The following is a 24,883-nucleotide window of genomic DNA, read 5'->3' as shown; positions in this document are numbered from 1 at the left end:
TCCCCTCACCTAATGCGGATTTGCGGCAGTTGCAAAGGGTCACAAAAACGCAATCAACAGCCCCGCTTGCGCGCCCCAGTACAGGATCCAGATCATATAGGGCGTGATGCGTAGCGCCGGATGGCCGTCAGGCAGCAGAAACTTTTCAGTCGCCAGAATCAGGTCCGACGCGATGAAGGCCAGTGCGGCGGGCAGGGCCCAGCGTAACGCGCCCGCCTCGGGCAAGGCGAGGACCGTAATGCCCATGCCAAGGATGATCGGGATATAGCCCAGAACCGGTACCTTGAGGTCACCGGCGCGGGGGGCGAGCAGGGTTGCGGCAACGATCCCGAGGATGATCAGCGACCAAAAAAAACCGGGCTTGTCCAAGATCAGAGCAGTGTCGCTGGATGGGTGACTGAGGAACAGAGCGATATAGGCCAGGTGGCCTGCTGCAAATGCACCAATCCCTGCCATGAAGGTCGAGTCCGTCTCGCGTGATAACAGCGCGTCGCCCAAGGCGCACAGGACTAGCGCAAGGGTCAGTAGCATGGGGGCGCCACTTAAGACAGCAACCAGCGCCAGTAGCGCGACAGAGGCCGTCTTGAAGAGGGATCGCAGGGGGCTGGCCGGGCGCGGTGACATCGGCAAATAGGCCAGCGCGCTCGCGGCAGCGATCCAGAAAAGAGCGGTTGTCATCAAATGCCCCCCATTTGGCTATTTTTGGCAGCATCACCGGGATCGCCATTACAACTCAAGCGGTGACGTTAAGGCAGCCGGTTTTAGGGGATTGTCTGTTGGCGATGCTGACCGGCATCTGTCAGAATGTTCCCATGCTCAGGCGTATTGCGATTCTTCTGACACTTTCTGCGCAGACGGCAGCGGCTCAGTCAGCTTTGTCTGGGGCTGAATTCGACAGTTATACGCGCGGAAAAACCATGTTCTATGGGTTTCAGGGAACGGTTTACGGCGTCGAACGCTATTTGCCCAATCGCCGCGTGATCTGGTCTTTTCTGGACGGCAATTGCAAAGAGGGTGTCTGGTACGAACAAGCGGGCCAGATCTGCTTTGTCTACGAAGACCGGATTGACCCGCAATGCTGGGTCTTTACCAAGTCTGACGGGGGCCTGATCGCCTTGTTCGAGGGCAACTCGGACGCCACCGAGCTGTACGAGGCCGAGGACATCAATGAAGAAATGGTTTGTCTCGGCCCCGAAGTCGGGGTCTGAAGGCGCATTCGGCTAGAACAGCGAGCCCTGGTCCGGTGCATCTTTCTTTGCTGACTTCTTAGGTGCCGCCGGTGAAGTCGTGGGCTGGCTCGTATTCAGCAGACCATCTGCGAATTCGATCTCGAATGCGCTGTGCTTTGACGCCTGTTTCTTGGTTGTCAGAACCTCGCCCTCAGCTCGGACCACAGCGTAGCCACGCTGCAACGTCGCCTTGTAGCTAAGTGTTTCACGCAGGCGATCAGCGGCGTCCAGCTGTTGCCGCATCCGATCCAGGCGCGTGGCCTGTGCCGCGTTCATACGGTCGGCCAACCTGTTGATATTCTGCTTTTGTTGTTCGATCTCTCTGTGGATTGGGCGCAGAGACAGACGGGATGACAGGTTGCGTAAGGCCTCGTTTCTGGTCGAAACGAGATTGCGCAACGTCGAAGGGCGCAGATGTGCAGACAGCTCGACAACTTGCAGACGTCGGTTCTGCACGCCGCGATTTAGTGCGGGTGCCAGCCGATCCGCAATTAAGTCAAGGCGTTGGCGTGGGGTGTTCAACAAGCTATCCGGGCGCGGCAACGCGCGTGACAGGTCGCGAAGCCGTTGAGAGCGTCTTTGAACCGCGTCCGTCGCTGCACGAGAAAGGCGTGCACCTTGCTCACCCGTCCAGGCCAGAAGTTCCATCCGAACCGGCACGGCAAGTTCAGCCGCGGCGGTCGGGGTTGGCGCGCGTCGATCCGAGACGAAGTCGATCAGCGTTGTATCCGTTTCGTGACCCACGGCAGAAATCAGCGGAATGTCCGACGCGGCAATCGCGCGTGCAACGATTTCTTCGTTGAACCCCCAAAGGTCTTCGATCGATCCGCCACCCCGGGCGACAATGATCAGGTCGGGCCGGGGCAGCGAGCCGCCCGGCGTCAGTTTGTTGAAACCGTCGATGGCCCGCGCAACCTCGGGTGCGCAGTTGGAACCTTGTACAGCGACAGGCCAGATCAGCACCTTGCGCGGGAAGCGATCCCGCAGGCGGTGCAGAATGTCCCGGATCACAGCACCAGATGGTGAAGTCACCACGCCAATGATCTGAGGCAGGTACGGCAGAGGCTTTTTCCGTTCGGGCGCAAACAGACCTTCAGCCTCGAGCTGTTTCTTGCGCTTTTCCAGCAAGGCCATAAGTGCGCCTTGCCCGGCGACCGCGACCTCATCGACGTTCAGGTTGTATTTCGATTGCGCGCCAAAGGCCGTCAGGCGCCCGGTGACGACAACCTCAAGACCTTCTTCCGGCACCACCGAGAGGCCCGAAACCTGACCTTTCCAGGTGGTGCAGGCCAAAACGTTCCGGTCATCCTTGATGTCATAGTACAGATGCCCCGAGCGCGCTGTGAACACGCGTCCGACCTCACCACGCACACGGATTCGCCCGAACGTGCCCTCGAGCGTGCGTTTCACCTCACCCGAGATGTCCGAAACGGTGTATTCAGGGGTGTTTTGGCCCGGGATCGGGTCATCAAGCAGGTCGGACATTTCAGCGCCTTGTGTCAAATGCCCGGCCAGCTTAGAACGCCCGGAAGGCGAGGCCAAGCAGATCGGAGACCTTCATGAACATCCTTATTCTCGGCAGCGGCGGGCGGGAACATAGCCTCGCCTGGGCGGTGATGCAAAATCCCAAATGTGACCGACTGATCGTGGCGCCGGGAAATGCAGGGATTGCACAAATTGCCGAGTGCGCGGCACTGGATGTCGAAAACGGCGGCGCGGTTGTCAGTTTTGCCGAAGAGAACGCGATTGACTTCGTGGTCGTCGGCCCCGAAGCGCCCCTGGCCGCTGGAGTCGCGGATCGTCTGCGTGAAGCGGGTGTGCTGGTCTTTGGTCCGTCGGCAGATGCGGCGCAGTTGGAAGCATCGAAGAGTTTCACCAAGGAAATCTGTGACGTGTCGAACGCTCCGACCGCAGCCTATGCAAGGTTCACCGAGGCCGAACCTGCCAAGGCTTACGTCCGCAAACAGGGCACGCCGATCGTGGTCAAAGCCGATGGTTTGGCGGCAGGTAAGGGTGTGATCGTCGCCATGGACGAACAGACCGCGCTGGAGGGCATCGACGACATGTTCGGCGGCGCTTTTGGTGGCGCGGGGGCCGAGGTGGTGATTGAGGAGTTCATGGAGGGCGAAGAGGCATCTCTCTTCGTCTTGTGTGATGGCGAGGACATTCTGTCCATTGGCACGGCGCAGGACCACAAGCGCGTAGGAGAAGGCGACACGGGCCTGAACACGGGCGGTATGGGGGCGTATTCCCCAGCGCCGGTCCTGAGTGCCGAGATCGAGGCGCGCGCGATGGAAGAGATCGTGCGCCCGACCATGGCCGAGATGAAGCGCCGGGGCATGCCGTTTCAGGGCGTTTTGTATGCGGGGTTGATGATCAAGGACGGCCAACCGAGGTTGGTCGAATACAACGTCCGCTTTGGTGACCCGGAATGCCAGGTTCTGATGATGCGGCTTGGTGCCCAGGTTCTGGACCTGCTTCATGCCGCGGCCGAGGGCCGTTTGAGCGAGACACAGGTAAACTGGGCCGACGATCATGCGATCACTGTTGTGATGGCGGCACAGGGGTATCCGGGTTCCTACGTAAAAGGATCTGCGATCAAGGGCTTGGATGCGCTTCCTGAGGACAGCGGCAACATGGTCTTTCACGCTGGCACTAAGGCCGTTGATGGGCAGGTTCAAGCCGCAGGCGGGCGCGTGCTGAATGTGACCTCGCGCGGGAATACTCTGCAAGAGGCGCGCGATCGGGCATATGCGATGATTGAAGGTGTGGATTGGCCCGAAGGCTTTTACCGCCGCGATATCGGCTGGCGGGCTCTTTGAACAGTCGGTAGGTCAGGGGGCTTTGCCCCTTCGGCCTATCGCCTCACTCACAGGAAATTTTTAGCCAGATGAAGAGGCGGATCAGCACTTGAGCGCGTTGTTCAGGCTTTTGGGGCCGGTAAACGCGCCGAGGTCGCGGGTGGTCCAGTCGTTTTCGTAAGTGACGCTGATGACGCGGGTCCAGTTGCCGTTGGCGAGGATCAGTTCCGGAGTGCCGCCGCAATCGCGCAGACCGCCGGAGATGAAATCTTCTCCAATACGGTGATTGGTGAGATTGGGCAGCAATGCGATTTCGGTCAGCTCGCCGTCTGCAAATCGCCATATGCGCAGGGTTTTGGCCAAGTGAGGGCGATCGACATAGGCGATCTCGACGTTGCCGTCGCCATCCATGTCGGCCGCTCCGACCGGAGCGAGCCAGCGAAAGCGGGTTCCGATGTAGGGCGTAGCGGCAATCAGGCCGCCGCCATTGTAGATTGCAAGCCGTGCACCTTTGTCACGATGGCTTTCAACCACCAGAGCTTCGCGACGGCCATCGTTGTCAATATCAATCAGGCGCGGTCGGATATCTTCGAAAACGCGCTCTTTTGGCAGCCGGATTGTGTATTTCGCCCATTCCGGCGCATATTGCAGGATCAGAGCGCCGTATTCAATCTGATCACCGAGTACCCCGTGCGGGTATCGCACAGTGGGTTCGGAGTACTCTGCCGAACCCAGCGGCTCATACTGCCATGGCTGCTGAGATCTTGTCTCGCTCGGAAAGATTCCAATTGCGATCGCGGCAGCCGCGATCGCTTTGAAAAGCATCAGATCTGCTTTTCGGGCATTTGAACAACCAGCCCGTCCAATTCGTCATTGACCTTGATCTGGCAGGTCAAGCGCGAGCGGGCCGGGTCGGGTTCAAAGGCGAAATCCAGCATGTCCTCTTCCATGTCGTCCTTGGCCGGAACCTTCTCGACCCAGTCGGGGTGGATATAGACATGGCAGGTCGAACAGGCGCAGGCGCCGCCGCAATCGGCCTCGATGCCGGGGATATTGTTGTCACGGGCCCCTTCCATGACGGTCAGGCCGCTGGCGACTTCGACTGTATGTTCGGTACCGCCGTGCTCGACATAGGTAATCTTTGCCATTGCGTGCGTCTTCCTCTTTCGCTTGTCGAATTCTTCCATAGTGAAGGCATTTAGGTCTTTCCAGCCTCATTTGCGACTCGTCAAGCCGCCTATGGACTTTCCTTGCGTTTGTTCTATTTTTGTTCTCATGATTGCGTTACCTACCCGCCCTGTGTCTTCGGACCGGAACTGGCCGCGGCCGCCCGCGTGTCTGCCCGCCAACCGGTTGAACGACCCGCCTGAGGGCGCGCTGGTGGCGGTCGCGGGGCTGGTGATCCTGCGGCAGAGGCCCGGGACGGCCAAGGGGGTGATCTTTGTCACGCTCGAGGATGAGACCGGCATCGTGAACGTGGTGGTCTGGCGCAAAATTTACGAAACCTTCCGCCGGGCGGTGATCTCGGGGCGGCTGCTGCGGGTCACGGGCCGGATGCAGCGGGCGCATTCGGTGACCCATGTGATCGCGGAAGAGGTTGAGGATATCTCGGGCATGCTGGATGTGCTGGTGCGGGGGGAGGGATAGGTCCGCTATGCGGGACATGGCAGCCACTTGGTTTTCGAAATCAAATGGCCGCTATGATCTCACCTATGCAGCTGCGGTTGCTTCTATCTCAAACAGCAATCCGGGGATAGCGAGGCGTGTGACACCCAGCAAGGTCATGGGCGGGGCGACCCGATGCGGGCCAAAGCGCATCCCCAGCAGATCGAAGTTCTTCAATGCCTCATCCACATCAGTGGCATAGACGCCCAGCTTGATGACATTACTCAGATCCATGCCAGCTTCTTTGATTACGGCTTCCAGATTGTCCAGGGCCAAATCGATCTGCGCACGCATATCGCTAGGGTGCTGGGGCGCGCCGTTCTCGTCCACCGCTGTCTGCCCTGCGCAAATGACCTGACGTGTCGTGCCTTTGATCACCTCGGCCTGATTGTAGCCAAGTTTGAGCGACCACTCCCAGGGATTCACTGCAGTCCGTTCCATGTCGAATTCTCCATTTTTTGCGTTTCTGGAACCGGTTTAAATCAAAACAGTGACAAAAGTTGTCACCATTTGTGCTATCGTGTCAGAATGAATGTTCGACTCAGACACGAAAAGATTGTGCGGACCCTCCGCCGAAACGGTACATCCACTATTGATGCCCTTGCTGATGGGGTGGGCGTGTCCCGCCGCACAGTCCTTCGTGATATCAGCGCGCTTCGGGATGAAGGCTATGTGATCCATTCCGACGTGGGGCGGGGTGGCGGCTTGCAGCTTGATCCGCAATCCATGCAGACAACGGCCAAGTTATCGGTGCCTGAGGTCTTTGCACTGCTCATCAGCGTGGCAGCCATGCGGGCGGCGGGAAACCTTCCTTTCTCGGAACTGGCAGATGCCGGACTAGCCAAGATCGAAAAGGCCCTGCCCGCAGACAAAGTGCGCGACCTGCGCGCTTTCTTGGACTGCTTACACATTGGTCAATTGTCCCCGCTGCAAGACCTTTCGGACTTGGGCAAAATGGATACTGAGTTGCTTCCCGCCGTTGAAGTGGCATTCCTTGGACGCAGGCTCATCTCGTTTGAGTATCGCGATGCAAAAGGACGGCGGACCCGCCGCAAAGTGGAGCCACAGGCAATGCTGATCCTGCCCCCTTTATGGTACCTCGTGGGCTGGGACCCGGTAAGGGAGGATTTTCGGCATTTCAGGATGGATAGGATCAGTCTTCCAGCAGCCGTGGAAGGTACTAGCTTTCGCCGCCGCTATGTTCCATTTGAAGAAGACGTCTGCCCTTACAGTGAGCTGCAAAATGACCGGCAAAGCAGTCATCTATCGAACGCGCAGTATTGATTAAAATGGGCTCGGACCAGACGTTCTAAGTCAACAATAAGGAGAATTGATTTTTTTGTTAAAGTGTTGAAATGGGCTGTGGTGATATTCGGCGGATTCTCAGCCTTCAACTGGTATACCGCCTCTTACCATCTACCTAAGCAGGTGACGAACCGTGAAGAGGTGATCAGTGGCCGGGGTAAGCTTGCAGCGGCATTTGCGTTCTTAGCAGTTGGGTCACAAGCCCTCCTGAATTTTTTGAGCTAGTTCACAATGTGGAGGCGTAGGGCTTTGAAATGGTTGGCTTTGGTTTTTGTTCTTTCATATCTGGGACTCGTATTTTTCGGTAACTTTTTTGAAAAGACGGATGAGCTATCGGCAATTACTTGGGTGTTTATCTGTGCCCAGACAATATCGTTATTTTTGCTGGTTGTGGGAACGCTCCTCCACGTGGTCCATTGGTTTAGTTCACAATAAGGAGGGTGGAGGCGTTATGATTAATCAAAAGGTCGCCCTGAAGGTTTGCTATATTCTCAGCGCAGTAGCTTACCTAGTAGCGGTCAGGTACACGTTACCAATAGAGTTCTTCGGCATTGAAATCCCCGACGTCGACTTCCTCCCAAAGCCATACGCCTCCCACGAGAAACTAGTTTTTTACGTGGCCTTGATCCTGGTTGCTGCCTTCTTACTGATGCGTAACAAGCTTTTAGCCGACATCAAGAACTCAAAAACTGGGTAGGAGTGCTGATGAAACGGTTGTTTTGTCGGATATTTGGTTACAAGTGACGTGCACGTTGGACTACTGACGCTCCTTTTCTTAAATGTCAGCGTTGCGGAGTCGGTGGGGATACTTAAGGCAACGAAGTTCACAATAAGGAGCAGTCATGAATAGGCGATCGATCGAGTTCGCGGTTTTGTGCGTGATGGTTGCGGCCATGGTTGTAGTCAGGTTGGCAACTGGTGCTTCTTATCTCGGTGTCGACTTAGCTTTTTCATTGGTGTTCATAGCTTTGGCTTACCTCTACTACTTCAGAACAAATGGTGGGAAGTAGAGAGCGATAGAAACCCATGGACAGTTTACAATAAGGAGCGCCGATGTTTGCTGTGCGGACTAAGCGGACCTTGGTCGGTTTAACATCAACACCCCCTGGGTTCGCTTCACAACACCCCTAAGACTTGACCAGCGCCTTCCGCGTCACTGGGTTATGATTTCCGGTCCCATGAACGAATTGGGCAGGAATGTAGATAGGAACGGAACATAGGTAACGATGATCAGGAACACGAACAGCACGGCCAGGAACGGCAGGGCTGCTTTGACCACGCTCATCATCGGCATTACGGCAACGCCCGAGGTGACGAAGAGGTTCAGGCCGACCGGCGGGGTGATCATGCCGATCTCCATGTTGACCACCATGATGATACCCAGATGGATCGGGTCGATGCCTAACTCGATGGCAATCGGTAACACCAGAGGCGCCACGATGACCAAGAGGCCCGAGGGTTCCATGAACTGACCACCGATAAGCAGGACGATGTTTACGACGACCAGGAACATCACAGGCCCAAAGCCCGCCGACAGCATCGCATTGGCGACCTGTTGCGGGATTTGCTCATCCATCAAAACGTGTTTCAGGATCAGCGCGTTGGCGATCACAAACAGCGGTGTGATCGTCAGTTTGCCGGCATCAAACAAGGTCTTTTGAGTGTCCGGATGCACAATCGCGGTGAAAACTGCCCAAGGCTTGCTCTTCAGGGGAATGCGTGGGCCAGCAGGCGCGTCTTCGATCACAGCGGCGGCGAACAGGCTACGGGTTTTGGGGGCGGCGAGCGGCCCCATTTCTTTGTAGACAAAGGTGGCGATGAAGAAGGCATAGATTGCGGCCACAGCGGCGGCTTCGGTGGGGTGAAACGTGTTTACCAGAAACTCATGTGGTGAAGCGAATTTGCTTATTGCGACCTGGCGAGTTTGGGTCGTTCGTCAAGTTTGGTTTGGATTTCCCATCCGGTCACGAATAACAGTAATCTGGGGACTTTTGCCTTTCGTGCGCACTGCAGTCTAAAGAAAAAGGGGTCAAAACGGCCCGATGCCGCACAGACGAAAAAGAACCGTTCCGGATTGGCTAACGGCGGAGTGAGCGCGCGCCGTAAGAACCGTTCCAAACCTGATCCAGGTGGGGCAGTCGAAATGATGCCGCGATTGCTCCCACATCAGCATCGAGCCCAGACTTTTTGATGCTGCGGCATACGCGAGTGGCCGGGCAAGGTATCAAAGCGGATCCACGTGCGCAGATATTTTCCCGTACTCGATTGCGAAGATCGGGAGGCACCATTGGATGCCTCCCGACTATTGTTTTTTTACTGTGACATCCCGCCTTCGGTCGAGATTTGTTCTTCCACGTGAGTTTGATTGGTTATGTCCGATCCCCGCGGAGGATAGTCCTTGAACGTAGACAGGTGGTTCTGAACGATCTTAGCTGCAGGACCGAAGGCCCACATTTTGTTGCCCATCCACCGGGTATACATCCCCGACTCCTCGGCCGCCTTTTCATAAGGATCACGCCGCAGATTGAATAGAAGCGGAGCATTCAGTTCCTCTTTGGGGCCAGCCCACCCTTCGGTTTGAATTGTGAAATGCGCTTTCCAGTCACCGTGACGTACGGCCTGCAGGTCCGGCCCCTCGTAGTAGACGATTTCTTCGCGGCTGCTGTCGCTCGCGCCGGTCAAGAACGACAACTGATTGTAACCATCAAGATGCACCTGATAGCCTTCGTGACCCTCTAACAAAGCTTCCGGCAAGTCATCCGGTCCACCTGCAGCCGCGACCAGGGTTGGCATCCAGTCGAGCCCGGCAAAGATGCCATTACTCACGGTTCCGGCGGGAACTTTCCCGGGCCAGCGAATAATGGCAGGCACGCGGAAACCGCCTTCCCAGGTCGTGCCCTTTTCACCGTGGAACGGCGTTGTTCCCCCGTCGGGCCAAGTCATGGTTTCGGGGCCGTTGTCGGACGTGAATACAACAATCGTATTGTCGGAAACGCCCAGTTCTTCCAGCCGAGCCATGACTTTTCCTACGTTGTCGTCAAGTTCCTTCATCACCACATCTTGCAGCCCGCGCCCATCGCCGAGCATGGCTTCGTATTCAGGGCTCAGGTGTGTCCAGACATGCGCACGCGCTGGTGCCATCCAAACAAAGAACGGAGTGTTGCTTTCAACCGCGCGGTTGATGAAGCCCAGTGTATGGGCCGTCACTTCGTCATCCAGCGTCTTTTGCCGTTCAGGCGGAGCGGGGCCATCGTCGATGATGCGTTGCTTGCCGACCAGACCCCAGCGCGGGTCTACCGTTTCATCAACCGTATCTGTCGCATAGGCGTGGATGATATTCCGAGGACCAAAAGTGTCGTTGAATTTCTGATCTTTGGGCCAGTCCGGGTCAGACGTGTATTCCATCGCGTTCAAGTGATAGAGCCAACCCCAATATTCATCAAAGCCTTTCACTGTTGGCAGAAACTTGTTCATATCGCCCAAATGGTTCTTACCGAATTGGCCGGTCGTGTAACCCAAGGATTTCAGCATGTTGGCCAAGGTGGGATCGTCATCACTCAGACCCTTTTCGGGGTCTCCGGGTAGGCCGACGGTATGCATCCCGGTACGAACCGGCAACTGCCCGGTGATAAAGGCCGAACGCCCCGCCGTGCAGCTTGGCTGAGCATAATAATCCGTCAGGCGCATGCCATCCGCTGCCAGTTGATCGAGATTGGGGGTTTTGATGCTTTTAACCCCCTGATGATAGCTGCCAAGACTGGCCCACCCCACATCGTCGGCCATGATGACAAGGATATTGGGTTGGTCGGTTTCGGCCAAAACAGGTGTAGCACAGACCGAAACTGTGGCCACCGTTGCCGAAAACGCAATGGATCGAAGGTTGAACATTTTGACCTCTGCGGAAGTGGAAGGCGATACCGATGATGGGAATATCGGAAGGTTCATCAGGGATAACGGTCGAAACTTTAATGCTGCAACAAAGCTTTACTAGGATTTCACATTATGAAAGTTAAAAACCGATAACTGAGATGATATTGACCGTACGATGAATGAAAACGCATTAACCGCCTTTCTCACTTTGGCTGAAACTGGCAGCTTCCAACACGCGGCCCGCGTGATGGGTGTCTCCAACGCGTCGTTTTCCCGCTATATCGGGCAAGCCGAGGACCATGCAGGGCTCGTGCTGTTTCATCGAAGGCGCAACAGCAGTACGCTGACGCGGGCGGGGCAGGAGTTTTTGCCTATCGCTAAGGCTCTGCGGCAAGACCTGGATCGCTATGCGACGCGTGTCGCCAGTTTGCGTGACGCCGGACCTGGCACTTTTCTGATCGGTTGCGGGCCTCTGACCACAAGATCTCTGATCGTGCCCGTCCTGCGATCTGTGCGGCAGGTAATGCCCGACCTTCGATTCAGAATACTGGTGAGCGCCTACGCGCGTCCGCTCGACTTGTTGCAAGCGGGGCAGTTCGATGTGTTTCTGGGCGATCTGACCTACACACCGGATGCCGACAATGTCGAAATCATGGTGATGGAAAAACGGCAAATTCAGTTTGTTGCGCACCCCGATCATGAAATTCACCAACGCGGCCCACAAACAATGGCAGGTGTTTTCGACTTTCCCTTTGCATCACCGCATCTTCATAAACACTGGAGAGCGACCCTGATAAAGTCACTTGGCGGCAACACCGAAGCGGTCAATAAGGTCAATGCCCAGCCGAATATTGAATGCGACGACTACAACTTTCTGACCGGATTATTGGCAGAGCCAGACTATATCGTAGGAGGGATGCCAGACACTTTTTCAGAACTGATCAGCACAAAGAAAGTCAAACCTGTTTCGATGAAGCAGAGCCTTTCATGGAACATCTGCGCGGCGCGCAAGTCCCAAAACACGTCGGCTGCTCTTGAACTGTGTTGGAGTGAACTGGCCAAACACCGGGCGTGACCAGTGATGTGAAGAACAATAAAAGACGCCCAACTGGGACGTATCGTGGTTCGACTAAGACGTTTTCGCGAGCTCAGCTAGCTTGCCAAAGTTTCGCATTACACCGCAGAGCGGCTTTTGATTGAAAATGGCCAATGGCGGCAATGCTGCGTACTGCGCGAATTCGCAGTCCTACAATCGCTGCAGGCCGACCGAACGGCTGACTTCTCCGCCGCATGGCGGGACCAGGAACTACACAGTTGCAGAATATTTGATGCGGCCTGCGCTCACAGCATAAAATCGAATGAACACATTGATCTCAAACCAGCCATTGAAGCCAATCGCCAATATCTGACTTTCTATTGATTGGACCCGCCCATTGCCCCATAGAGGTGGGGCGCAGGGTGCTTGTCGGGCCACGCGCTCAAAGGGCAGGCAGCGAAAGCCAAGCGAAGGGTCCTAGTGAACTTCCCCCGGCAGACAGCATGCGCAACGGGGACCCATGTCACTCCAACCTCCGAACTTACGGGCCGCTCCAGCGGCCACAGACCAGGCAGGCCTGCGCGCCATAAAGCGCGCCGTGTTGTTCCTGATGGGTCCCTTCTATTTCTTCTTCATCGCCTTTGTTCCCCTGCTTTGCGGTAAACGGCGAGGCTTTCGCGGTTGGTACTGGCGGCAAGTCAAACGCGCATGTTCGCGACTCTTATGGCTGTTGAGTATCCGGACAAACATTACAGAGGCCGACAGGGCCACGCTGGCCGTCGACACCGGCAGCATCATCGTGATCAATCACCGCAGCCACCTAGATGGCTTTGTTCTGATGGACGTGGTGCCCGACGCCAAGTGGATCACCTTCGCTGCCAAAAAGGAACTGTGCGACGCAGCCCTCCTGCGCCGAGGGTTTAAAGGCGCGGGCCTGGTGGAGATTGACCGCAAAAGCGGCACGGTGGCGCTCGAAACACTCACGGCAGCCGTGCACGCAATGCCCGCGCGCTGCTCAGTCGTGCTTTTCCCTGAGGGCACGCGCACTAAGTCCGAAAGTCTTGGTGCGTTTAAGGCGGGTGCGGTGATGGCTGCGCGCGCTACTGGCCGTACAATACGGCCCATCGTCATCCACGCCTCGGACCGCCTGCTGCCCCGCGGCAAACACTTACCCAAAAGCGGAACGATCCGCGTCGAGGTCTTGCCCTCATTCGAATGCGATCTTTCCGCATCAGTGGACGAGGATGTCGCACGCCTGAGAAGCGACATGATGGCAGTTTTTGATGATTGGGTAGGTCGGTAGTTCTTGAAGGCTCATTTTGCGCAGCGCCAGACGAATGATTGGAACGATACTGCTCATTGTCAGCTTTGCGCCCATCCTAGTCACCCTGACGCATTGCAGCATTTGGAAAAACGGGCTCTGAGAGGACCTCGGAGCAATCGCGGCATCCTGTGATATTGGACCGCGTCAAATTCGGGTTGTCGTTGTGGCTGGGCATGGCGGATCGGAGGATCAGTCACGGGAACACCAATCTTACCTGTCATTCGGGCACTTCACCCAGCCTGGAACGAAGGCCGTATCGTTAGTCAAAAGCACCCGCTCAAACCAAAACACGTCTGGGCAATCCGAATTCGCCTCGAGCTTGTCGGCAACAATCGCGATTTTGCACTCTTCAACATGGCAATCGACAGCAAGCTTCGCGGCTGTGATCTGGTGAAGATGGTCGATGTTATGTCATCGGGGCAGATCAAGGCACGCACTTTCGTACTGCAAAGCAAGACGCAGAAACCTGTGCGCTTTGAGATGCCGAGGGCACCCGTGCCTCTGTCCAGAAATGGATGGAAGATGAACTCATGGTCGATTCAGAATACCTTTGGCCTGGCGGATTCCACGAAAGATTACACATCTCGACGCGTCAAAAATGCGCGGATTGTTCGAGGTAAGTTTACATCGATCGGCCTGGAAGCAAGCGCAAACGGAACCCATTCAATGAGGCGCAAGAAAGTCACCCAAATCTAGGAGAAAACCGGCAACCTCAAAGCGGTCCAGCTCTTGCTAGGCCATACCAAGATGAACGGTACAGTCCGGTCTCCCTTGTCCGAAGAAGTTACTGCAATTGCATTTCTTAGTCTGGTCGTCATTTTGTGGATCAGTGTCGGAATTAGTGAACTCTCTCCCCGTACTTCCCAAGTAGCATAACTTTGACAGCAAACGTCGTCAGTCACAGAAGGCGGCAAACGGGCCCGACCCGGGGCTATGTGTGGTTACCGAAGGGAGTTGATCATGGCGAAACTACTTGATCCATTTCAGCTCAAGCACCTGACGCTGCGCAACCGCATCGTCAGTACATCTCATGCACCCAACTATGTCGAAGACGGTCACCCTCGAGACCGATACAGGCTGTATCACGAAGAGAAGGCTAAGGGGGGTGTAGCCCTGACCATGATCGGCGGGTCAACCAATATTGCCCCCGACAGCCCTTCGGTTTTTGGCCAGCTCTATGCTGGCAATGACAGTATCATTCCGTGGTTCCGGAAGCTTACGGATGGCGTTCACACGCACGGGGCCGCGGTCATGTGCCAGATCACCCATATGGGGCGTCGAACCGCTTGGGATGACGGTCATTGGCTGCCGGTTTTGGCACCATCCGGCGTGCGCGAGCGCGCGCACCGTGCCTTTCCCAAAGCAATGGAACAAGAGGACATTGAACGAGTGGTCTGCGATTTTGCCGCTGCGGCGCGACGTTGTCAGCAGGGCGGGTTCGACGGAATCGAGCTTCTGTCCCATTCGCATTTGCTGGGCCAGTTTCTTTCTCCGCTTACCAACCAACGCGACGATGCCTTTGGTGGAACGTTGAAAAACCGCATGCGCCTGACCCTGCAGGTTTTGGATGCGGTGCGCGCAGAGGTTGGTCCAAAGTTCATACTGTCCATGCGTATCACCGGCGATGAGTTGATAGAGGGCGGGCTTAGCGCCGAGGATTGTGTTGCCGCCGCCCGGATGCTGGAAGACAGTGGCCATGTCGACCTGCTCAACATCCTGGTCGGGGCGCCCTACGATGACCTTGGTCTTGCTGAATGGGTGCGCCCGATGGGTCTGCCAGCTGCCCCGCATATTACTGTGGCCGGGCGCATCCGCGAAGCCGTCAACTTGCCGATCCTGCATGCAGGCGGCATCGCGGACATTGCAACGGCCCGACACGCGGTTACCGGCGGTCATGTCGATCTTGTCGGCATGACGCGCGCCCAAATGGCTGATCCTTATTTGGTCGCAAAACTGGCACGCGGGGAAGAGAAACGTATCCGCACCTGTGTTGGCCTCGGGTATTGCGTAGACCGCGTCAATCAGGGCAAGCCTGCCGTGTGCGGACACAATGCCGCCACCGGGCGGGAGCAAACTTTACCCCATGTTATTCCTGCCAGCCGCACCCGAAAGAAGGTGGTTGTCGTCGGTGGCGGGCCTGGTGGGCTGGAGGCGGCGCGGGTCAGTGCCTTGCGCGGTCACGATGTGGTTTTGTTCGAGGCATCAGATCGACTGGGCGGGCAGCTTGTTTTGGCAGCCAAGGGGGGGACACGTAGGCAGGTGTGGGGTGTTGCCGATTGGTTGATTTCCGAGGTGACCGCCCTCGATGTTGATCTCCGCATGAATACCTATGTCGAGGCCAGTGACGTGCTAAGAGAACTCCCGGAGTTGGTCATAGTTGCTACCGGCGGATGGCCCGAGCCATTATCCATTCCGGGCGGCGATCTGGCGCTCTCCAGCTGGGAAGTTCTGTCCGGAGAAGCACGTGTCTCGGGCGAAGTTCTGTTGTTCGACGAGGTCGGAGACCATCCCGCGGCAGTCACGGCCGACACGTTGGCAAGGGCCGGCCACAGCGTCGAACTTGTGACCCCCGACCGTGCGCTTATGCATGACCTTGGCCCAACAACCTCCGCCGTTGCTTTGCGCGATCTGGCAGCAAACGGGGTGACCTTTACCTGCCTCCACGAACTCGGTGCTCTAAGCCAAGAGGGAAACCGGGTGTGCGCCAGCCTGCGCAATATCTTGACCGGTGATATCACCAAGCGTCTTGTCGACCACGTGGTTGTCGAGCATGGTCTAATCCCGATGGACGCGCTCTATCACGATCTAAAGCCAGGTTCGCGAAACCTTGGGCAGGTCGATCACAAGGCGCTGATCAATGGCTCATTCCCGTTCAGGGACGAAGAGCCGGATGGCCAGTTCTATCTGGCTCGAATTGGTGACGCGATCGCAGGCCGCAATATGCACGCCGCGATTCTAGACGCTTTGCGTATTTGCTGTTTAGCCTGAACTGCGCTCGGAGTATCTTTCATCAGTTGCTGCGAAAGCGGACGTTCAGACGGAACGCAGCGAATTTCCGCTCTCGGCTGGTGGTGTTTTTTTCAGCGGCTGCGAAGAGCAAATAGTTGACCTAAGTGCCAGAAGATCGAAGGGCGGATTCATCCGCATAGCGGACTTTGCATCGCTCCTTAAGGGCTCAACGCAGCCGTTCTCTGCGGTGAGACATAACAGGTCCTATAAGCCCAAAGCAGACCTATTATTCCGCGGCATTATCCAACATACCGGTTGCGAAACTGTTAGTCCCTGCCTCTACAAAATCTACCATTGAGTGGATAGGGCGATCCATATGCCCGCAAACATCAGCGCTCCGCCAATATTCACCCATGTGTGCCAAACAGCATACCGATAAGGCACAGTTTTTTGGGCGTAAAACACCGTTCCAATGACGTAGGCTGAGGACCCAGCCAAAATGCACCACAATGTTGTGATGGGTACTTTCGTGAGGTCTGGAAGGGCGCTCAACCCAATTGCGCCCAGTCCAAGGTAGGATGCAGTTGACCATCGTGACTTGACCGCTTCGTTCGTGATCTTGTTCCAGATGGCCACGGCTGTCAGCCCCCAACAAATCCACAGCAAGGCCATCGTCCATGTCGTGCCTGCCAAGACGAAAAACGGTGTGAAGGTGCCCGAGATGCTGGGGTAGATCGCTGCGTGATCAATGCGCCGCATCAGCTTGCGCCCGTGGTGCCACGTGGAAAAGTGATAGGCGACGGATGCTAAGTTGGATGACAGCGCACAAAGAACGTAAACCACGACCGCGAGAACCAGTTTAGGTTCGAGGCCGAGGATTGATTTTGAAAGAAGTACTCCCCCGGCCGTCAGGATCGCTACCAGCCCGAACGCATGGACGGCAATGTCGGCATGGCGGTGCGATCGGATAGGGCTAGGATATGTCGTTTCCGTCATTTTGGTTCCGGGCAAAGGTTTGTCTCGCGCTACATCCAGACGCGTGGAGTGTCTATGCTTCCGGCGCGTCAGTTCTCGGCTCTACGACAGATGACTGCCCCGTCCGCTATCTCGCCTTTGTTCTTCAATATGTCCAACGTCCAGTTTGTGTTGTTCGCGAGTGCTGCACGAGCCAAGTAAAAAGCATCGGTCAAGGTCGGCGCTGGGCTCATAGAGGACATTGGAACAACGTGCCTTAACGCTTAAACAACACTCCCTGCGCCTGCTTGTCCCTGTGATCGCCGCGCAGCTCGGCGTGTAACGCGCGCCCGGATTGAACGCCCGGACGGGCACTTACTGTCTCAAGCCACCGGGCAAAGTGCGGTTTGTCCTCCAACACCTGTTGTTGCCCTTCCCACAGGCTTGCCCAGCCCCAGATCGACATATCCGCGATGGAATAGAAATCGCCCGCGACATATTCGTTTTCGGCCAACCGCCGGTCCAATACTCCGTACAGCCGCCCGACTTCGGCGCGGTAGCGGTCCTTGGCATAGGGCAGGTCCTGCGGTGGCTCGAGGTTTGGCGCGTATTTCAGGAAGTGATGCGCCTGACCGGCCATTGGGCCGACGCCGCCCATTTGCCACATCAGCCATTCCTCGACGGCGATCCGGTCACGTTCGGTTTTGCCATAAAAGCGCCCGGTCTTGCGGGCGAGATACATCAGGATCGCGCCGCTTTCGAACACCGAGATAGGTGCGCCATCCGGGCCGTCCGGGTCAACGATGGCAGGCATCCGGTTGTTGGGCGCAATTTTCAGGAACTCGGGGTCGAACTGATCACCCTTGCCGATATTGATCAGGTGAGTGGTGTAGGGAAGGTCCATCTCTTCCAAAGCGATGGACGCCTTCCAGCCATTCGGCGTGGGCCAGAAATACAGATCGATCATGGTGCCTCCTCAGGTTGAAGCGATCATGCGGTATTCTGCGCAATCGGCAAGAGGCGGTTACGAAAGCGTGACACAGGGCAACCGGGCTTGACGGCCATGTACACGCGGCGTATTTGCATCGCAGAAGCTACGTGGCGATTTGTTACCGGATTGCGGGCCACGCTAAACAACACCGCTAAAAGGTCAGGATGAAAGGCCCCTTTCGCTTGACCGCGTCTGGGGTTTTTTTGATGCCCTTGCCAGACAAGGGTCGAGAGGAATGAGATGAGCGAGAGCTGGAACAAACGCACCCAAGCCGTCCATGGCGGCATCCGTCGCAGCCAATACAACGAAGTCAGCGAAGCAATTTTTCTGACACAGGGCTTTGTCTATGAGACAGCCGAACAAGCCGAGGCGCGGTTCATCGAATCCGGCCCGGATGAGTTCATTTATGCCCGCTATGGCAACCCGACCGTTTCGATGTTCGAACAGCGCATCGCGGCGCTGGAAGGTGGCGAGGACGCGTTTGCCACAGCATCCGGCATGGCTGCGGTGAACGCGGCGCTGACCTCGATGTTGCAGGCTGGCGACCATGTGGTGTCGGCCAAGGCATTGTTCGGGTCCTGTCTTTATATCCTCGAAAACATCCTTTCCCGTTATGGTGTGGACGTCACTTTTGTTGACGGCACCGATCTGGACGCTTGGAAAGCGGCGATCCGCCCTGAGACCAAGGCGGTTTTCTTCGAATCCATGTCAAACCCGACGCTTGAGGTCATTGATATCGAGGCGGTTGCCAAACTGGCCCATGCGGTTGGCGCGCTTGTCATCGTGGATAACGTCTTTTCCACGCCCGTCTTCTCGCGCGCGATCGAACAGGGGGCGGATGTCGTGGTCTATTCCGCGACCAAACATATCGACGGGCAGGGGCGTGCTTTGGGCGGTGTCATCATTGGTACCAAGGATTTCATCCGGGGTACGGTTGAGCCCTATCTGAAACATACCGGTGGAGCGCTGAGCCCGTTTAACGCCTGGGTCATGCTGAAAGGTCTGGAAACGATGGCACTGCGCGTGAACGCTCAGGCCGAGACGGCACAGACCATTGCAGAAGCGCTTGAGGGGCATCTGGCGCTGGAACGGACGCTTTATCCGGGTCTGAGAACCCATGCGCAAAACGCATTGGTCCAAGCCCAGCTGGGTGGCAAAGGCGGAACAGTTCTGTCGCTGGACATCAAGGGCGGCAAGGACGCAGCGTTTGCATTCCTGAACGCGCTGACGATCCCTGTCATTTCGAACAATCTGGGCGATGCCAAATCAATCGCGACACACCCCGCAACGACTACGCACCAGCGTCTGAGCGACGATCAGAAAGACGAATTGGGCATCACGCCCGGCCTGATCCGCTTTTCCGTCGGGTTGGAGGACGCGGGCGATCTGCTTGCAGACATCAAACACGCGCTGGATGTGTCGCAACGTTAACTAACGGCAGCGGTTTACTGACAACCGGGTCGAAACTAGATGAAAAAGACGTAAGTCATGCGATTTTCGCCGAATTTCGATCCGGGCTGTGTTTTTCAGCGTATAAAGATACACTGGAAAGCAAGCCGAACACGTATATGGTCCGGCGACCAACCGAGGAACCCGATCGATGAACGTGCACCCCCGCGACATTGAGGACACGCCCGACAATGACGAAGCCGCAGCCGCTCTGAAGACGCTGCGCAAATGGGCCGAGTCCGCAACCGAGGCCGAGATCAGCCAGCTCGACCCGGCGATTGCGCGCCTTGTGCCTGGTCTGGTGCCCGTGAATTATCCGTCCCTGTCGCGCGAATACCCTGATGGGTTCACGGTCGACAGCGCGTATCGTGCGACCTTGCCGGACCTGCAGAATGGCCCGTCCAGCTTGATCCGGGGCGCAAAGCAACAAATCCAGCATGTTGGTATCTCGAACTTCCGCCTACCGATCCGGTTTCATCGAAAGCGCGGCGATGACCTGACGCTAGAGACCTCGGTGACCGGGACTGTTAGCCTGGATGCCGAAAAGAAAGGCATCAACATGTCCCGGATCATGCGTTCGTTCTACAAACACGCCGAGCGTACGTTCAGCTTTGAGGTCATGGAGGCCGCGCTGGATGATTATATGACCGATCTGGATAGCTTTGACGCCCGTATCCAGATGCGCTTTTCTTATCCCGACCGTGTGCAAAGCCTGCGGTCCGGATTGGAAGGGTACCAGTATTACGACATAGCACTTGAGCTGGTTGAACAGGGCGGAGTGCGCCAGAAGATCATGCATCTGGACTACGTATATTCCTCAACATGTCCCTGTTCGCTGGAACTCAGTGAGCACGCACGCGCAACACGTGGACAGCTGGCCACACCGCATTCGCAACGCTCAGTGGCGCGGATTTCTGTAGTGGTCGATTGCGACGCGGATTGCCTTTGGTTCGAGGATCTGATTGCCATGTGCCGCCGTGCCGTTCCGACAGAAACGCAGGTGATGGTCAAACGCGAGGATGAACAGGCATTTGCCGAGCTTAACGCGGCCAATCCGATCTTTGTCGAAGACGCTGCCCGTTTGTTCTGTGCCGAATTGCTGGCCGATCACCATATCGGCGATTTCCGCGTGGTCGCAAGCCACCAGGAAAGCCTGCACAGCCACGATGCGGTGTCGGTTCTGACCGAAGGTCCGACCTTTGTGTCACCCAGCCTGGACCCGCGGCTGTTCACCACCCTGTTCCACGTCGGGTGACGGGGCAGGGTGGATCAATAAAGTATCATTTTTAGACCAAGAGCGGTTTTCCGCCGCAGCGCGGCAATTCATGCTGCATTTGCACGGTCATTCAAGTAACACTGCTGTGGAATGCAGCCGTGGCAGGCGAATTTCTGTTCGTGCGTCTGCCACTCTGAAAGGAAGCTGAGACGTGCGACGCTCAGGACTTCGTGACTGCTTGATCCGCCCGAAAAATCGGGACGGGCAGCTCAATTCACTCTTTTGTAGGCTGCATCGCTTTCAGAGGAGAACTAAAGTATGAATCCAATTTCCCAACCGCTGGAATTTCAGGCTGCGGCCATCCGAATGGCCGGCTATGCGGTTAGCAACCAAATGAAAATTATGCAGATTTTGACCCGTTCGGCGATGGAGCTGCCGTTTGTGTCGGTTAGTGCCTTGCACGCGTCGGCTGCTGCTCCGGCCCCGGCTGCACCCTCGGCAAAACCCGCGCCGAAGGCCAAATCGGTTGCCAAGGCAAAACCTGCGGTGGTGGCCAAGCCCAAGCCTGTAGCCCGCAAGAAAGCCGCCGCAAAACCTAAGGTCGAATCACCCAAGCCGACCGCGCCCAAAACGGTGGCTGCTGTAACCAAACCCACTCTGGTTGCAGCCAAATCGACCGAAGTTGCAGAAAAGCCTGCCGCCAAGCCTGCCGTCGCCAAAGGGCAGCCAGCGGCCAAACCCGCAGCGGCAGCCAAACCAAAGCCTGCCGTTGCTAGAAAAACACCTGCGCCAAAACCGGCAGCGGTTGCCAAGCCGAAACCTGTGGCAGCAAACACCACTGTGCCGAAGACCCCGGCCAAACCGGCCGCACCCAAGCCGGTCGCGGCGCAGCCTGCGCCTGCAAAAGCCGTTGCCACAAAGCTCGAGGGGGCACAGGCAACTCCGGCACGTCGCCCGCGCGCCCCGTCTAATCCGCCCGCGATGCCAACAACGGCCCGCAAAACGGACGGGTAAAACCCGACACCGGCTTGACACAGTCGTGCAGGCGCGCCAACGCTGCGCCTCATGACGGATATGCGCCCGGTTGGATATGTGATTGGCCTATTGGTCGCCATTCTTGGGGCGACCATGCTGCTGCCTATGCTTGCGGACTTCATCGAAGGCCGGGGCGAATGGCACGTTTTTCTGGAAAGCGGCGTCATCACGATTCTGACCGGCGTCATTCTGGCGATGAGCTGCTCGAACGGGGTGGGCGAAGGTCTGACGATCCGTCAGACCTTTTTGCTGACCACAGGGGTCTGGGTCGCACTGCCATTTTTTGGCGCCATCCCGTTTCTGTTCGGCGAGACTGAACTGCGCTTTGTAGATGCCTATTTCGAGGCGATGTCGGGCCTGACGACGACAGGCTCGACCGTGATTTCCGGCCTCGATAACCTGCCGCAGGGGTTGTTGCTGTGGCGCGGGCTGCTGCAATGGTTGGGCGGCATCGGCATCATCGTCGTGGCCATGGTGTTCCTGCCCGAACTTCGCGTCGGGGGGATGCAAATCTTCCGCTCGGAAGGATTTGAAACCATGGGGAAAATTCTACCGCGTGCGCAAGAGATCGCGGGCCAGATTTCCCTGATCTACGTCTTTCTGACGATTGTTTGCGCGCTGGTCTATGCAGGTCTGGGGATGGGCTTTTTTGATGCCGTGGTGCACGCCCTGACGACGATCTCAACGGGCGGGTTTTCAAATTATGACGCGTCCTTTGGCACGTTTTCTGGCCCGGCAGAATATGCGGCCGCGGTCTTCATGATCCTCGCTGCACTGCCTTTCGTGCGCTACGTCCAGTTCGCCAATGGCAATACGACGTCCATTTTCCGCGACAGCCAGATACGGACCTTTCTGGCGACCATTCTGGTGCTGGTGGTCATTATGGCGGTCTTTCTGACCTCCGTTTTCCCGCATCATTGGGAACAGGCTGTTCGAGAATCCCTGTTCAACATCACCTCGATCATTTCGGGTACCGGATATGCCAGCGTCGATTACATGGGCTGGGGCAGTTTCCCGATCATGATGTTCTTCCTGATCGGTCTGATTGGCGGCTGCGCGGGTTCAACCGCCTGTTCCATCAAGATCTTCCGGTATCAATTACTGTTTGCTTCGATCAAGACCCAGATCCGCCGCATCCGCTCACCTCATGGTGTTTTCAAGCCGCAATATGATGGCCGTTCGATTGGTCCGGACGTCCTGACCTCGGTTATGAGCTTTTTTATGTTTTTTGTGCTCTCGTTGGGCGTGCTGGCCTGGGCGCTGGCACTGACGGGATTGGATTTCATAACTGCCGTCTCTGGGGCAGCCACAGCGCTGGCCAATGTAGGGCCGGGGCTGGGGGATCAAATCGGACCGGCCGGCAACTTTGCAGGGCTCAGCGACACCGCGAAATGGCTGCTTTCAATCGGAATGCTGGTAGGGCGGCTTGAGCTTTTGGCCGTTTATGCACTCTTCACTGTCCAGTTCTGGAGGAATTGATGAAAAGACCCCTTGGTGCGCAGATTTCGCATATGCTGCGGGATCGCGGAGTGGATGTGATCTTTGGTATTCCCGGCGTGCACAATCAGGAAATGTATCGCGGGATCGAAGAGGCCGGAATCACCCATGTGCTGGCCCGGCACGAGCAGGGGGCGGGGTTCATGGCCGACGGCTATGCCCGTGCGACCGGCAAGCCGGGTGTTGCATATGTCATCACCGGACCGGGGTTGTGCAATATCATGACGCCGATGGGGCAGGCCTATACGGACTCGGTCCCGATGCTGGTGATGTCCTCGTGCCTTGATGAAACGCAAGGGGTGTACGGGCAATTGCACCAGATGAAAGACCAGCGTGCTGCGGCTGAAACCGTGACGGACTGGTCGCATCAGGCCAATACGGCGCAGGCAGCCTACAATCTGGTCGAGCGTGCTTTTGAGGAGTTCGAACTAAATCGTCCACGCCCAAAACACATCCAAGTGCCGATTGCACAGCTTGAGGCCGATGCAGATCCCGCACCGTTTCCCAACCAACCTGGTTTGCGCTCAAAAGTTCTGCCGCCGGACTTGGCTCCGGTATTGTCCATGCTGAACATCGCACGGCGCCCGTTGTTTATTCTGGGTGGGGGCGCGCGGTCGAATCTGTGGCGGCAAATCCTGACGCAGTTGGGAGCGGCCTGTTTTACCACGTATGCCGGGCGCGGAATGGCGGGGTTGGGCTATGCGTTGGACTACGGAGCCATGTTGCCACGACCGGGCAGCGCCGATGTTGTCGCTTCCGCCGACCTTGTGGTCGTCGTGGGCGCGGAATTGGGCGAGGTCGACCTGTGGCGAAACACATTGGGCCACACGGCCAATCTGGTGCGTATAGATCTGGACCCGAAGGTTCTGTCCGACCACCATCGCGCAGCCGTCAAGCTGCAGGCTGATGGGGAAAGCTTTGCCCATGCACTTTGGGCTGCCATTGATCATGTCAAACCTGCAACGGGGTGGACAGCGGAAGAAGTAGCCGACACGCGCCGCCGTTGGCGGGCCGAAGTGGATGCGGAACGACCAGGTATCGTCCCGGTCCTGGATGCCCTTCGCGCGGCGATGCCCGGCGACACCATGATCTATTCTGACATGACCCAGTTCGCTTATGTCGCCAAAGAGGTTTGGGATATGGGCTATCCCTATCACTGGCACCATCCGACCGGATTCGGCACGCTTGGCTATGCGCTGCCGGCCGGAATTGGCGGGGCTGTGGCGCGCCGAGGTAAGCCTACAGCGGTGATCGCCGGGGACTACGGTTTTCACTATACGATGCAAGAGCTTGGGGCAGCAGTTGAACTGGGCCTGTCTCTGCCGATTATTCTTTGGGACAACGGAAAGCTCAAAGAGATCGAGGACAGCATGGTCCGAGGTCAGATCGCCCCGAATGCGGTTGTCGCGCGGAACCCGGATTTCTGCAAACTCGCCGAGGCCTTTGGCGCGTTGTCCTCTGCGCCCTCCAGTTTGCCCGAGATGCAAGAGGCGGTTCGGTTAGCCTTTTCCGCACCTGTTCCGACGCTGATACGCATCACGCCGGATATCCTCTAGCCAACA

Annotated in this window: 20 protein-coding genes, 2 pseudogenes and 1 riboswitch; of the genes and pseudogenes, 13 read left to right on the top strand and 9 right to left on the bottom strand. The window is 56.9% G+C overall.

Annotation, left to right across the window (positions count from 1 at the left end):
- Positions 1-39: 39 nt before the first annotated feature.
- On the bottom strand, positions 40-678 hold the full coding sequence (locus tag AC2FLJ_RS03030) for a lysoplasmalogenase family protein (protein WP_496704410.1): 639 nt from the start codon (positions 676-678) through the stop codon (positions 40-42).
- 104 nt (positions 679-782) lie between these two features.
- Between AC2FLJ_RS03030 and AC2FLJ_RS03025 the strand changes: the two genes are divergently transcribed.
- Positions 783-1,208 (top strand): hypothetical protein, encoded by a 426-nt coding sequence (locus tag AC2FLJ_RS03025; protein ID WP_282118867.1) that lies wholly within the window; start codon positions 783-785, stop codon positions 1,206-1,208.
- Positions 1,209-1,220: 12 nt separating this feature from the next.
- Here the strand turns inward: AC2FLJ_RS03025 and xseA are convergent, their stop codons facing one another.
- Positions 1,221-2,714 carry an exodeoxyribonuclease VII large subunit gene (xseA, locus tag AC2FLJ_RS03020; protein WP_496704409.1) on the bottom strand — a complete coding sequence of 498 codons (1,494 nt, stop codon included), beginning with the start codon at positions 2,712-2,714 and terminating at the stop codon, positions 1,221-1,223.
- Positions 2,715-2,788: 74 nt separating this feature from the next.
- On the opposite strand from xseA, the gene purD reads away from it, so the two are divergent.
- Complete coding sequence (purD, locus tag AC2FLJ_RS03015) at positions 2,789-4,051, top strand: phosphoribosylamine--glycine ligase (RefSeq protein WP_496704408.1); 1,263 nt, start codon at positions 2,789-2,791, stop codon at positions 4,049-4,051.
- An 81-nt stretch (positions 4,052-4,132) separates the two neighbouring features.
- Here the strand turns inward: purD and AC2FLJ_RS03010 are convergent, their stop codons facing one another.
- Together AC2FLJ_RS03010 and AC2FLJ_RS03005 are read right to left on the bottom strand one after the other, a co-directional pair.
- Positions 4,133-4,855 (bottom strand): FG-GAP repeat domain-containing protein, encoded by a 723-nt coding sequence (locus AC2FLJ_RS03010; RefSeq protein WP_496704407.1) that lies wholly within the window; start codon positions 4,853-4,855, stop codon positions 4,133-4,135.
- Positions 4,855-5,178, bottom strand: coding sequence for a 2Fe-2S iron-sulfur cluster-binding protein (locus AC2FLJ_RS03005; RefSeq protein WP_496704406.1), 324 nt, complete (start codon positions 5,176-5,178; stop codon positions 4,855-4,857). The genes AC2FLJ_RS03010 and AC2FLJ_RS03005 overlap by 1 nt, the downstream gene beginning before the upstream one ends.
- A 127-nt stretch (positions 5,179-5,305) precedes the next feature.
- On the opposite strand from AC2FLJ_RS03005, the gene AC2FLJ_RS03000 reads away from it, so the two are divergent.
- Positions 5,306-5,677 carry an OB-fold nucleic acid binding domain-containing protein gene (locus AC2FLJ_RS03000; RefSeq protein WP_496695016.1) on the top strand — a complete coding sequence of 124 codons (372 nt, stop codon included), beginning with the start codon at positions 5,306-5,308 and terminating at the stop codon, positions 5,675-5,677.
- A gap of 63 nt (positions 5,678-5,740) precedes the next feature.
- On the opposite strand, the gene AC2FLJ_RS02995 is transcribed toward AC2FLJ_RS03000, so the two are convergent.
- Positions 5,741-6,136: a RidA family protein gene (locus AC2FLJ_RS02995; protein ID WP_496704405.1), complete on the bottom strand. Its 396-nt coding sequence runs from the start codon at positions 6,134-6,136 to the stop codon at positions 5,741-5,743.
- Between the two features lie 87 nt (positions 6,137-6,223).
- On the opposite strand from AC2FLJ_RS02995, the gene AC2FLJ_RS02990 reads away from it, so the two are divergent.
- Positions 6,224-6,979, top strand: coding sequence for a helix-turn-helix transcriptional regulator (locus tag AC2FLJ_RS02990; RefSeq protein WP_496704490.1), 756 nt, complete (start codon positions 6,224-6,226; stop codon positions 6,977-6,979).
- Between the two features lie 1,174 nt (positions 6,980-8,153).
- On the opposite strand, the pseudogene AC2FLJ_RS02985 reads toward AC2FLJ_RS02990, so the two are convergent.
- A pseudogene (locus tag AC2FLJ_RS02985) lies at positions 8,154-8,867 on the bottom strand (TRAP transporter large permease subunit); the annotation flags it as partial.
- A 446-nt stretch (positions 8,868-9,313) separates the two neighbouring features.
- Positions 9,314-10,888, bottom strand: coding sequence for an arylsulfatase (locus AC2FLJ_RS02980; protein ID WP_496704404.1), 1,575 nt, complete (start codon positions 10,886-10,888; stop codon positions 9,314-9,316).
- Between the two features lie 157 nt (positions 10,889-11,045).
- On the opposite strand from AC2FLJ_RS02980, the gene AC2FLJ_RS02975 reads away from it, so the two are divergent.
- The 4 genes and pseudogenes from AC2FLJ_RS02975 (at position 11,046) to AC2FLJ_RS02960 (ending at position 16,218) form a co-directional block, all read left to right on the top strand.
- Positions 11,046-11,945, top strand: coding sequence for a LysR family transcriptional regulator (locus AC2FLJ_RS02975; RefSeq protein WP_496695024.1), 900 nt, complete (start codon positions 11,046-11,048; stop codon positions 11,943-11,945).
- A 481-nt stretch (positions 11,946-12,426) separates the two neighbouring features.
- Positions 12,427-13,209 (top strand): lysophospholipid acyltransferase family protein, encoded by a 783-nt coding sequence (locus AC2FLJ_RS02970; RefSeq protein ID WP_496704403.1) that lies wholly within the window; start codon positions 12,427-12,429, stop codon positions 13,207-13,209.
- 201 nt (positions 13,210-13,410) lie between these two features.
- A pseudogene (locus AC2FLJ_RS02965) lies at positions 13,411-14,106 on the top strand (tyrosine-type recombinase/integrase).
- Between the two features lie 84 nt (positions 14,107-14,190).
- Positions 14,191-16,218: an oxidoreductase gene (locus AC2FLJ_RS02960; protein WP_496704402.1), complete on the top strand. Its 2,028-nt coding sequence runs from the start codon at positions 14,191-14,193 to the stop codon at positions 16,216-16,218.
- 309 nt (positions 16,219-16,527) lie between these two features.
- Here the strand turns inward: AC2FLJ_RS02960 and trhA are convergent, their stop codons facing one another.
- Positions 16,528-17,175: a PAQR family membrane homeostasis protein TrhA gene (trhA, locus tag AC2FLJ_RS02955; RefSeq protein WP_496704401.1), complete on the bottom strand. Its 648-nt coding sequence runs from the start codon at positions 17,173-17,175 to the stop codon at positions 16,528-16,530.
- A 235-nt stretch (positions 17,176-17,410) separates the two neighbouring features.
- Positions 17,411-18,100, bottom strand: coding sequence for a glutathione S-transferase N-terminal domain-containing protein (locus AC2FLJ_RS02950; RefSeq protein ID WP_282168565.1), 690 nt, complete (start codon positions 18,098-18,100; stop codon positions 17,411-17,413).
- Between the two features lie 121 nt (positions 18,101-18,221).
- Positions 18,222-18,299, top strand: a riboswitch (SAM riboswitch).
- A 65-nt stretch (positions 18,300-18,364) separates the two neighbouring features.
- Here AC2FLJ_RS02950 and metZ point away from each other — a divergent pair.
- The 5 genes from metZ to AC2FLJ_RS02925 all read left to right on the top strand — a co-directional run bounded on the left by metZ (position 18,365) and on the right by AC2FLJ_RS02925 (position 24,877).
- On the top strand, positions 18,365-19,555 hold the full coding sequence (gene metZ / locus AC2FLJ_RS02945; protein WP_496704400.1) for an O-succinylhomoserine sulfhydrylase: 1,191 nt from the start codon (positions 18,365-18,367) through the stop codon (positions 19,553-19,555).
- 169 nt (positions 19,556-19,724) lie between these two features.
- The gene (gene folE2 / locus AC2FLJ_RS02940; RefSeq protein ID WP_496695036.1) at positions 19,725-20,828 is read left to right on the top strand and encodes a GTP cyclohydrolase FolE2; all 1,104 of its coding nucleotides are present in this window, start codon (positions 19,725-19,727) and stop codon (positions 20,826-20,828) included.
- A gap of 279 nt (positions 20,829-21,107) precedes the next feature.
- Positions 21,108-21,803 carry a hypothetical protein gene (locus AC2FLJ_RS02935; protein ID WP_496704399.1) on the top strand — a complete coding sequence of 232 codons (696 nt, stop codon included), beginning with the start codon at positions 21,108-21,110 and terminating at the stop codon, positions 21,801-21,803.
- A 51-nt stretch (positions 21,804-21,854) separates the two neighbouring features.
- Entirely contained in the window at positions 21,855-23,303 is a 1,449-nt protein-coding gene (locus tag AC2FLJ_RS02930) for a TrkH family potassium uptake protein (protein WP_496704398.1), read from the top strand.
- Positions 23,303-24,877, top strand: coding sequence for a thiamine pyrophosphate-binding protein (locus AC2FLJ_RS02925; protein ID WP_496704397.1), 1,575 nt, complete (start codon positions 23,303-23,305; stop codon positions 24,875-24,877). Before AC2FLJ_RS02930 ends, AC2FLJ_RS02925 begins: the two co-directional genes overlap by 1 nt.
- Positions 24,878-24,883: the final 6 nt, after the last annotated feature.

Source organism: Ruegeria sp. CDSA034 (genome assembly GCF_059612275.1).
The sequence above is the reverse complement of the archived record's forward strand: the minus strand, read 5'-3'. Positions and strand labels throughout refer to the sequence as shown.

Excerpts from the sequence above, each read along its gene's own strand:
- AC2FLJ_RS03030 (WP_496704410.1), bottom strand. The coding sequence starts at position 678 with ATGACAACCGCTCTTTTCTGGATCGCTGCCGCGAGCGCGCTGGCCTAT.
- AC2FLJ_RS03025 (WP_282118867.1), top strand. The coding sequence starts at position 783 with ATGCTGACCGGCATCTGTCAGAATGTTCCCATGCTCAGGCGTATTGCG.
- xseA (WP_496704409.1), bottom strand. The coding sequence starts at position 2,714 with ATGTCCGACCTGCTTGATGACCCGATCCCGGGCCAAAACACCCCTGAA.
- purD (WP_496704408.1), top strand. The coding sequence starts at position 2,789 with ATGAACATCCTTATTCTCGGCAGCGGCGGGCGGGAACATAGCCTCGCC.
- AC2FLJ_RS03010 (WP_496704407.1), bottom strand. The coding sequence starts at position 4,855 with ATGCTTTTCAAAGCGATCGCGGCTGCCGCGATCGCAATTGGAATCTTT.
- AC2FLJ_RS03005 (WP_496704406.1), bottom strand. The coding sequence starts at position 5,178 with ATGGCAAAGATTACCTATGTCGAGCACGGCGGTACCGAACATACAGTC.
- AC2FLJ_RS03000 (WP_496695016.1), top strand. The coding sequence starts at position 5,306 with ATGATTGCGTTACCTACCCGCCCTGTGTCTTCGGACCGGAACTGGCCG.
- AC2FLJ_RS02995 (WP_496704405.1), bottom strand. The coding sequence starts at position 6,136 with ATGGAACGGACTGCAGTGAATCCCTGGGAGTGGTCGCTCAAACTTGGC.
- AC2FLJ_RS02990 (WP_496704490.1), top strand. The coding sequence starts at position 6,224 with ATGAATGTTCGACTCAGACACGAAAAGATTGTGCGGACCCTCCGCCGA.
- AC2FLJ_RS02980 (WP_496704404.1), bottom strand. The coding sequence starts at position 10,888 with ATGTTCAACCTTCGATCCATTGCGTTTTCGGCAACGGTGGCCACAGTT.
- AC2FLJ_RS02975 (WP_496695024.1), top strand. The coding sequence starts at position 11,046 with ATGAATGAAAACGCATTAACCGCCTTTCTCACTTTGGCTGAAACTGGC.
- AC2FLJ_RS02970 (WP_496704403.1), top strand. The coding sequence starts at position 12,427 with ATGTCACTCCAACCTCCGAACTTACGGGCCGCTCCAGCGGCCACAGAC.
- AC2FLJ_RS02960 (WP_496704402.1), top strand. The coding sequence starts at position 14,191 with ATGGCGAAACTACTTGATCCATTTCAGCTCAAGCACCTGACGCTGCGC.
- trhA (WP_496704401.1), bottom strand. The coding sequence starts at position 17,175 with ATGACGGAAACGACATATCCTAGCCCTATCCGATCGCACCGCCATGCC.
- AC2FLJ_RS02950 (WP_282168565.1), bottom strand. The coding sequence starts at position 18,100 with ATGATCGATCTGTATTTCTGGCCCACGCCGAATGGCTGGAAGGCGTCC.
- metZ (WP_496704400.1), top strand. The coding sequence starts at position 18,365 with ATGAGCGAGAGCTGGAACAAACGCACCCAAGCCGTCCATGGCGGCATC.
- folE2 (WP_496695036.1), top strand. The coding sequence starts at position 19,725 with ATGAACGTGCACCCCCGCGACATTGAGGACACGCCCGACAATGACGAA.
- AC2FLJ_RS02935 (WP_496704399.1), top strand. The coding sequence starts at position 21,108 with ATGAATCCAATTTCCCAACCGCTGGAATTTCAGGCTGCGGCCATCCGA.
- AC2FLJ_RS02930 (WP_496704398.1), top strand. The coding sequence starts at position 21,855 with ATGACGGATATGCGCCCGGTTGGATATGTGATTGGCCTATTGGTCGCC.
- AC2FLJ_RS02925 (WP_496704397.1), top strand. The coding sequence starts at position 23,303 with ATGAAAAGACCCCTTGGTGCGCAGATTTCGCATATGCTGCGGGATCGC.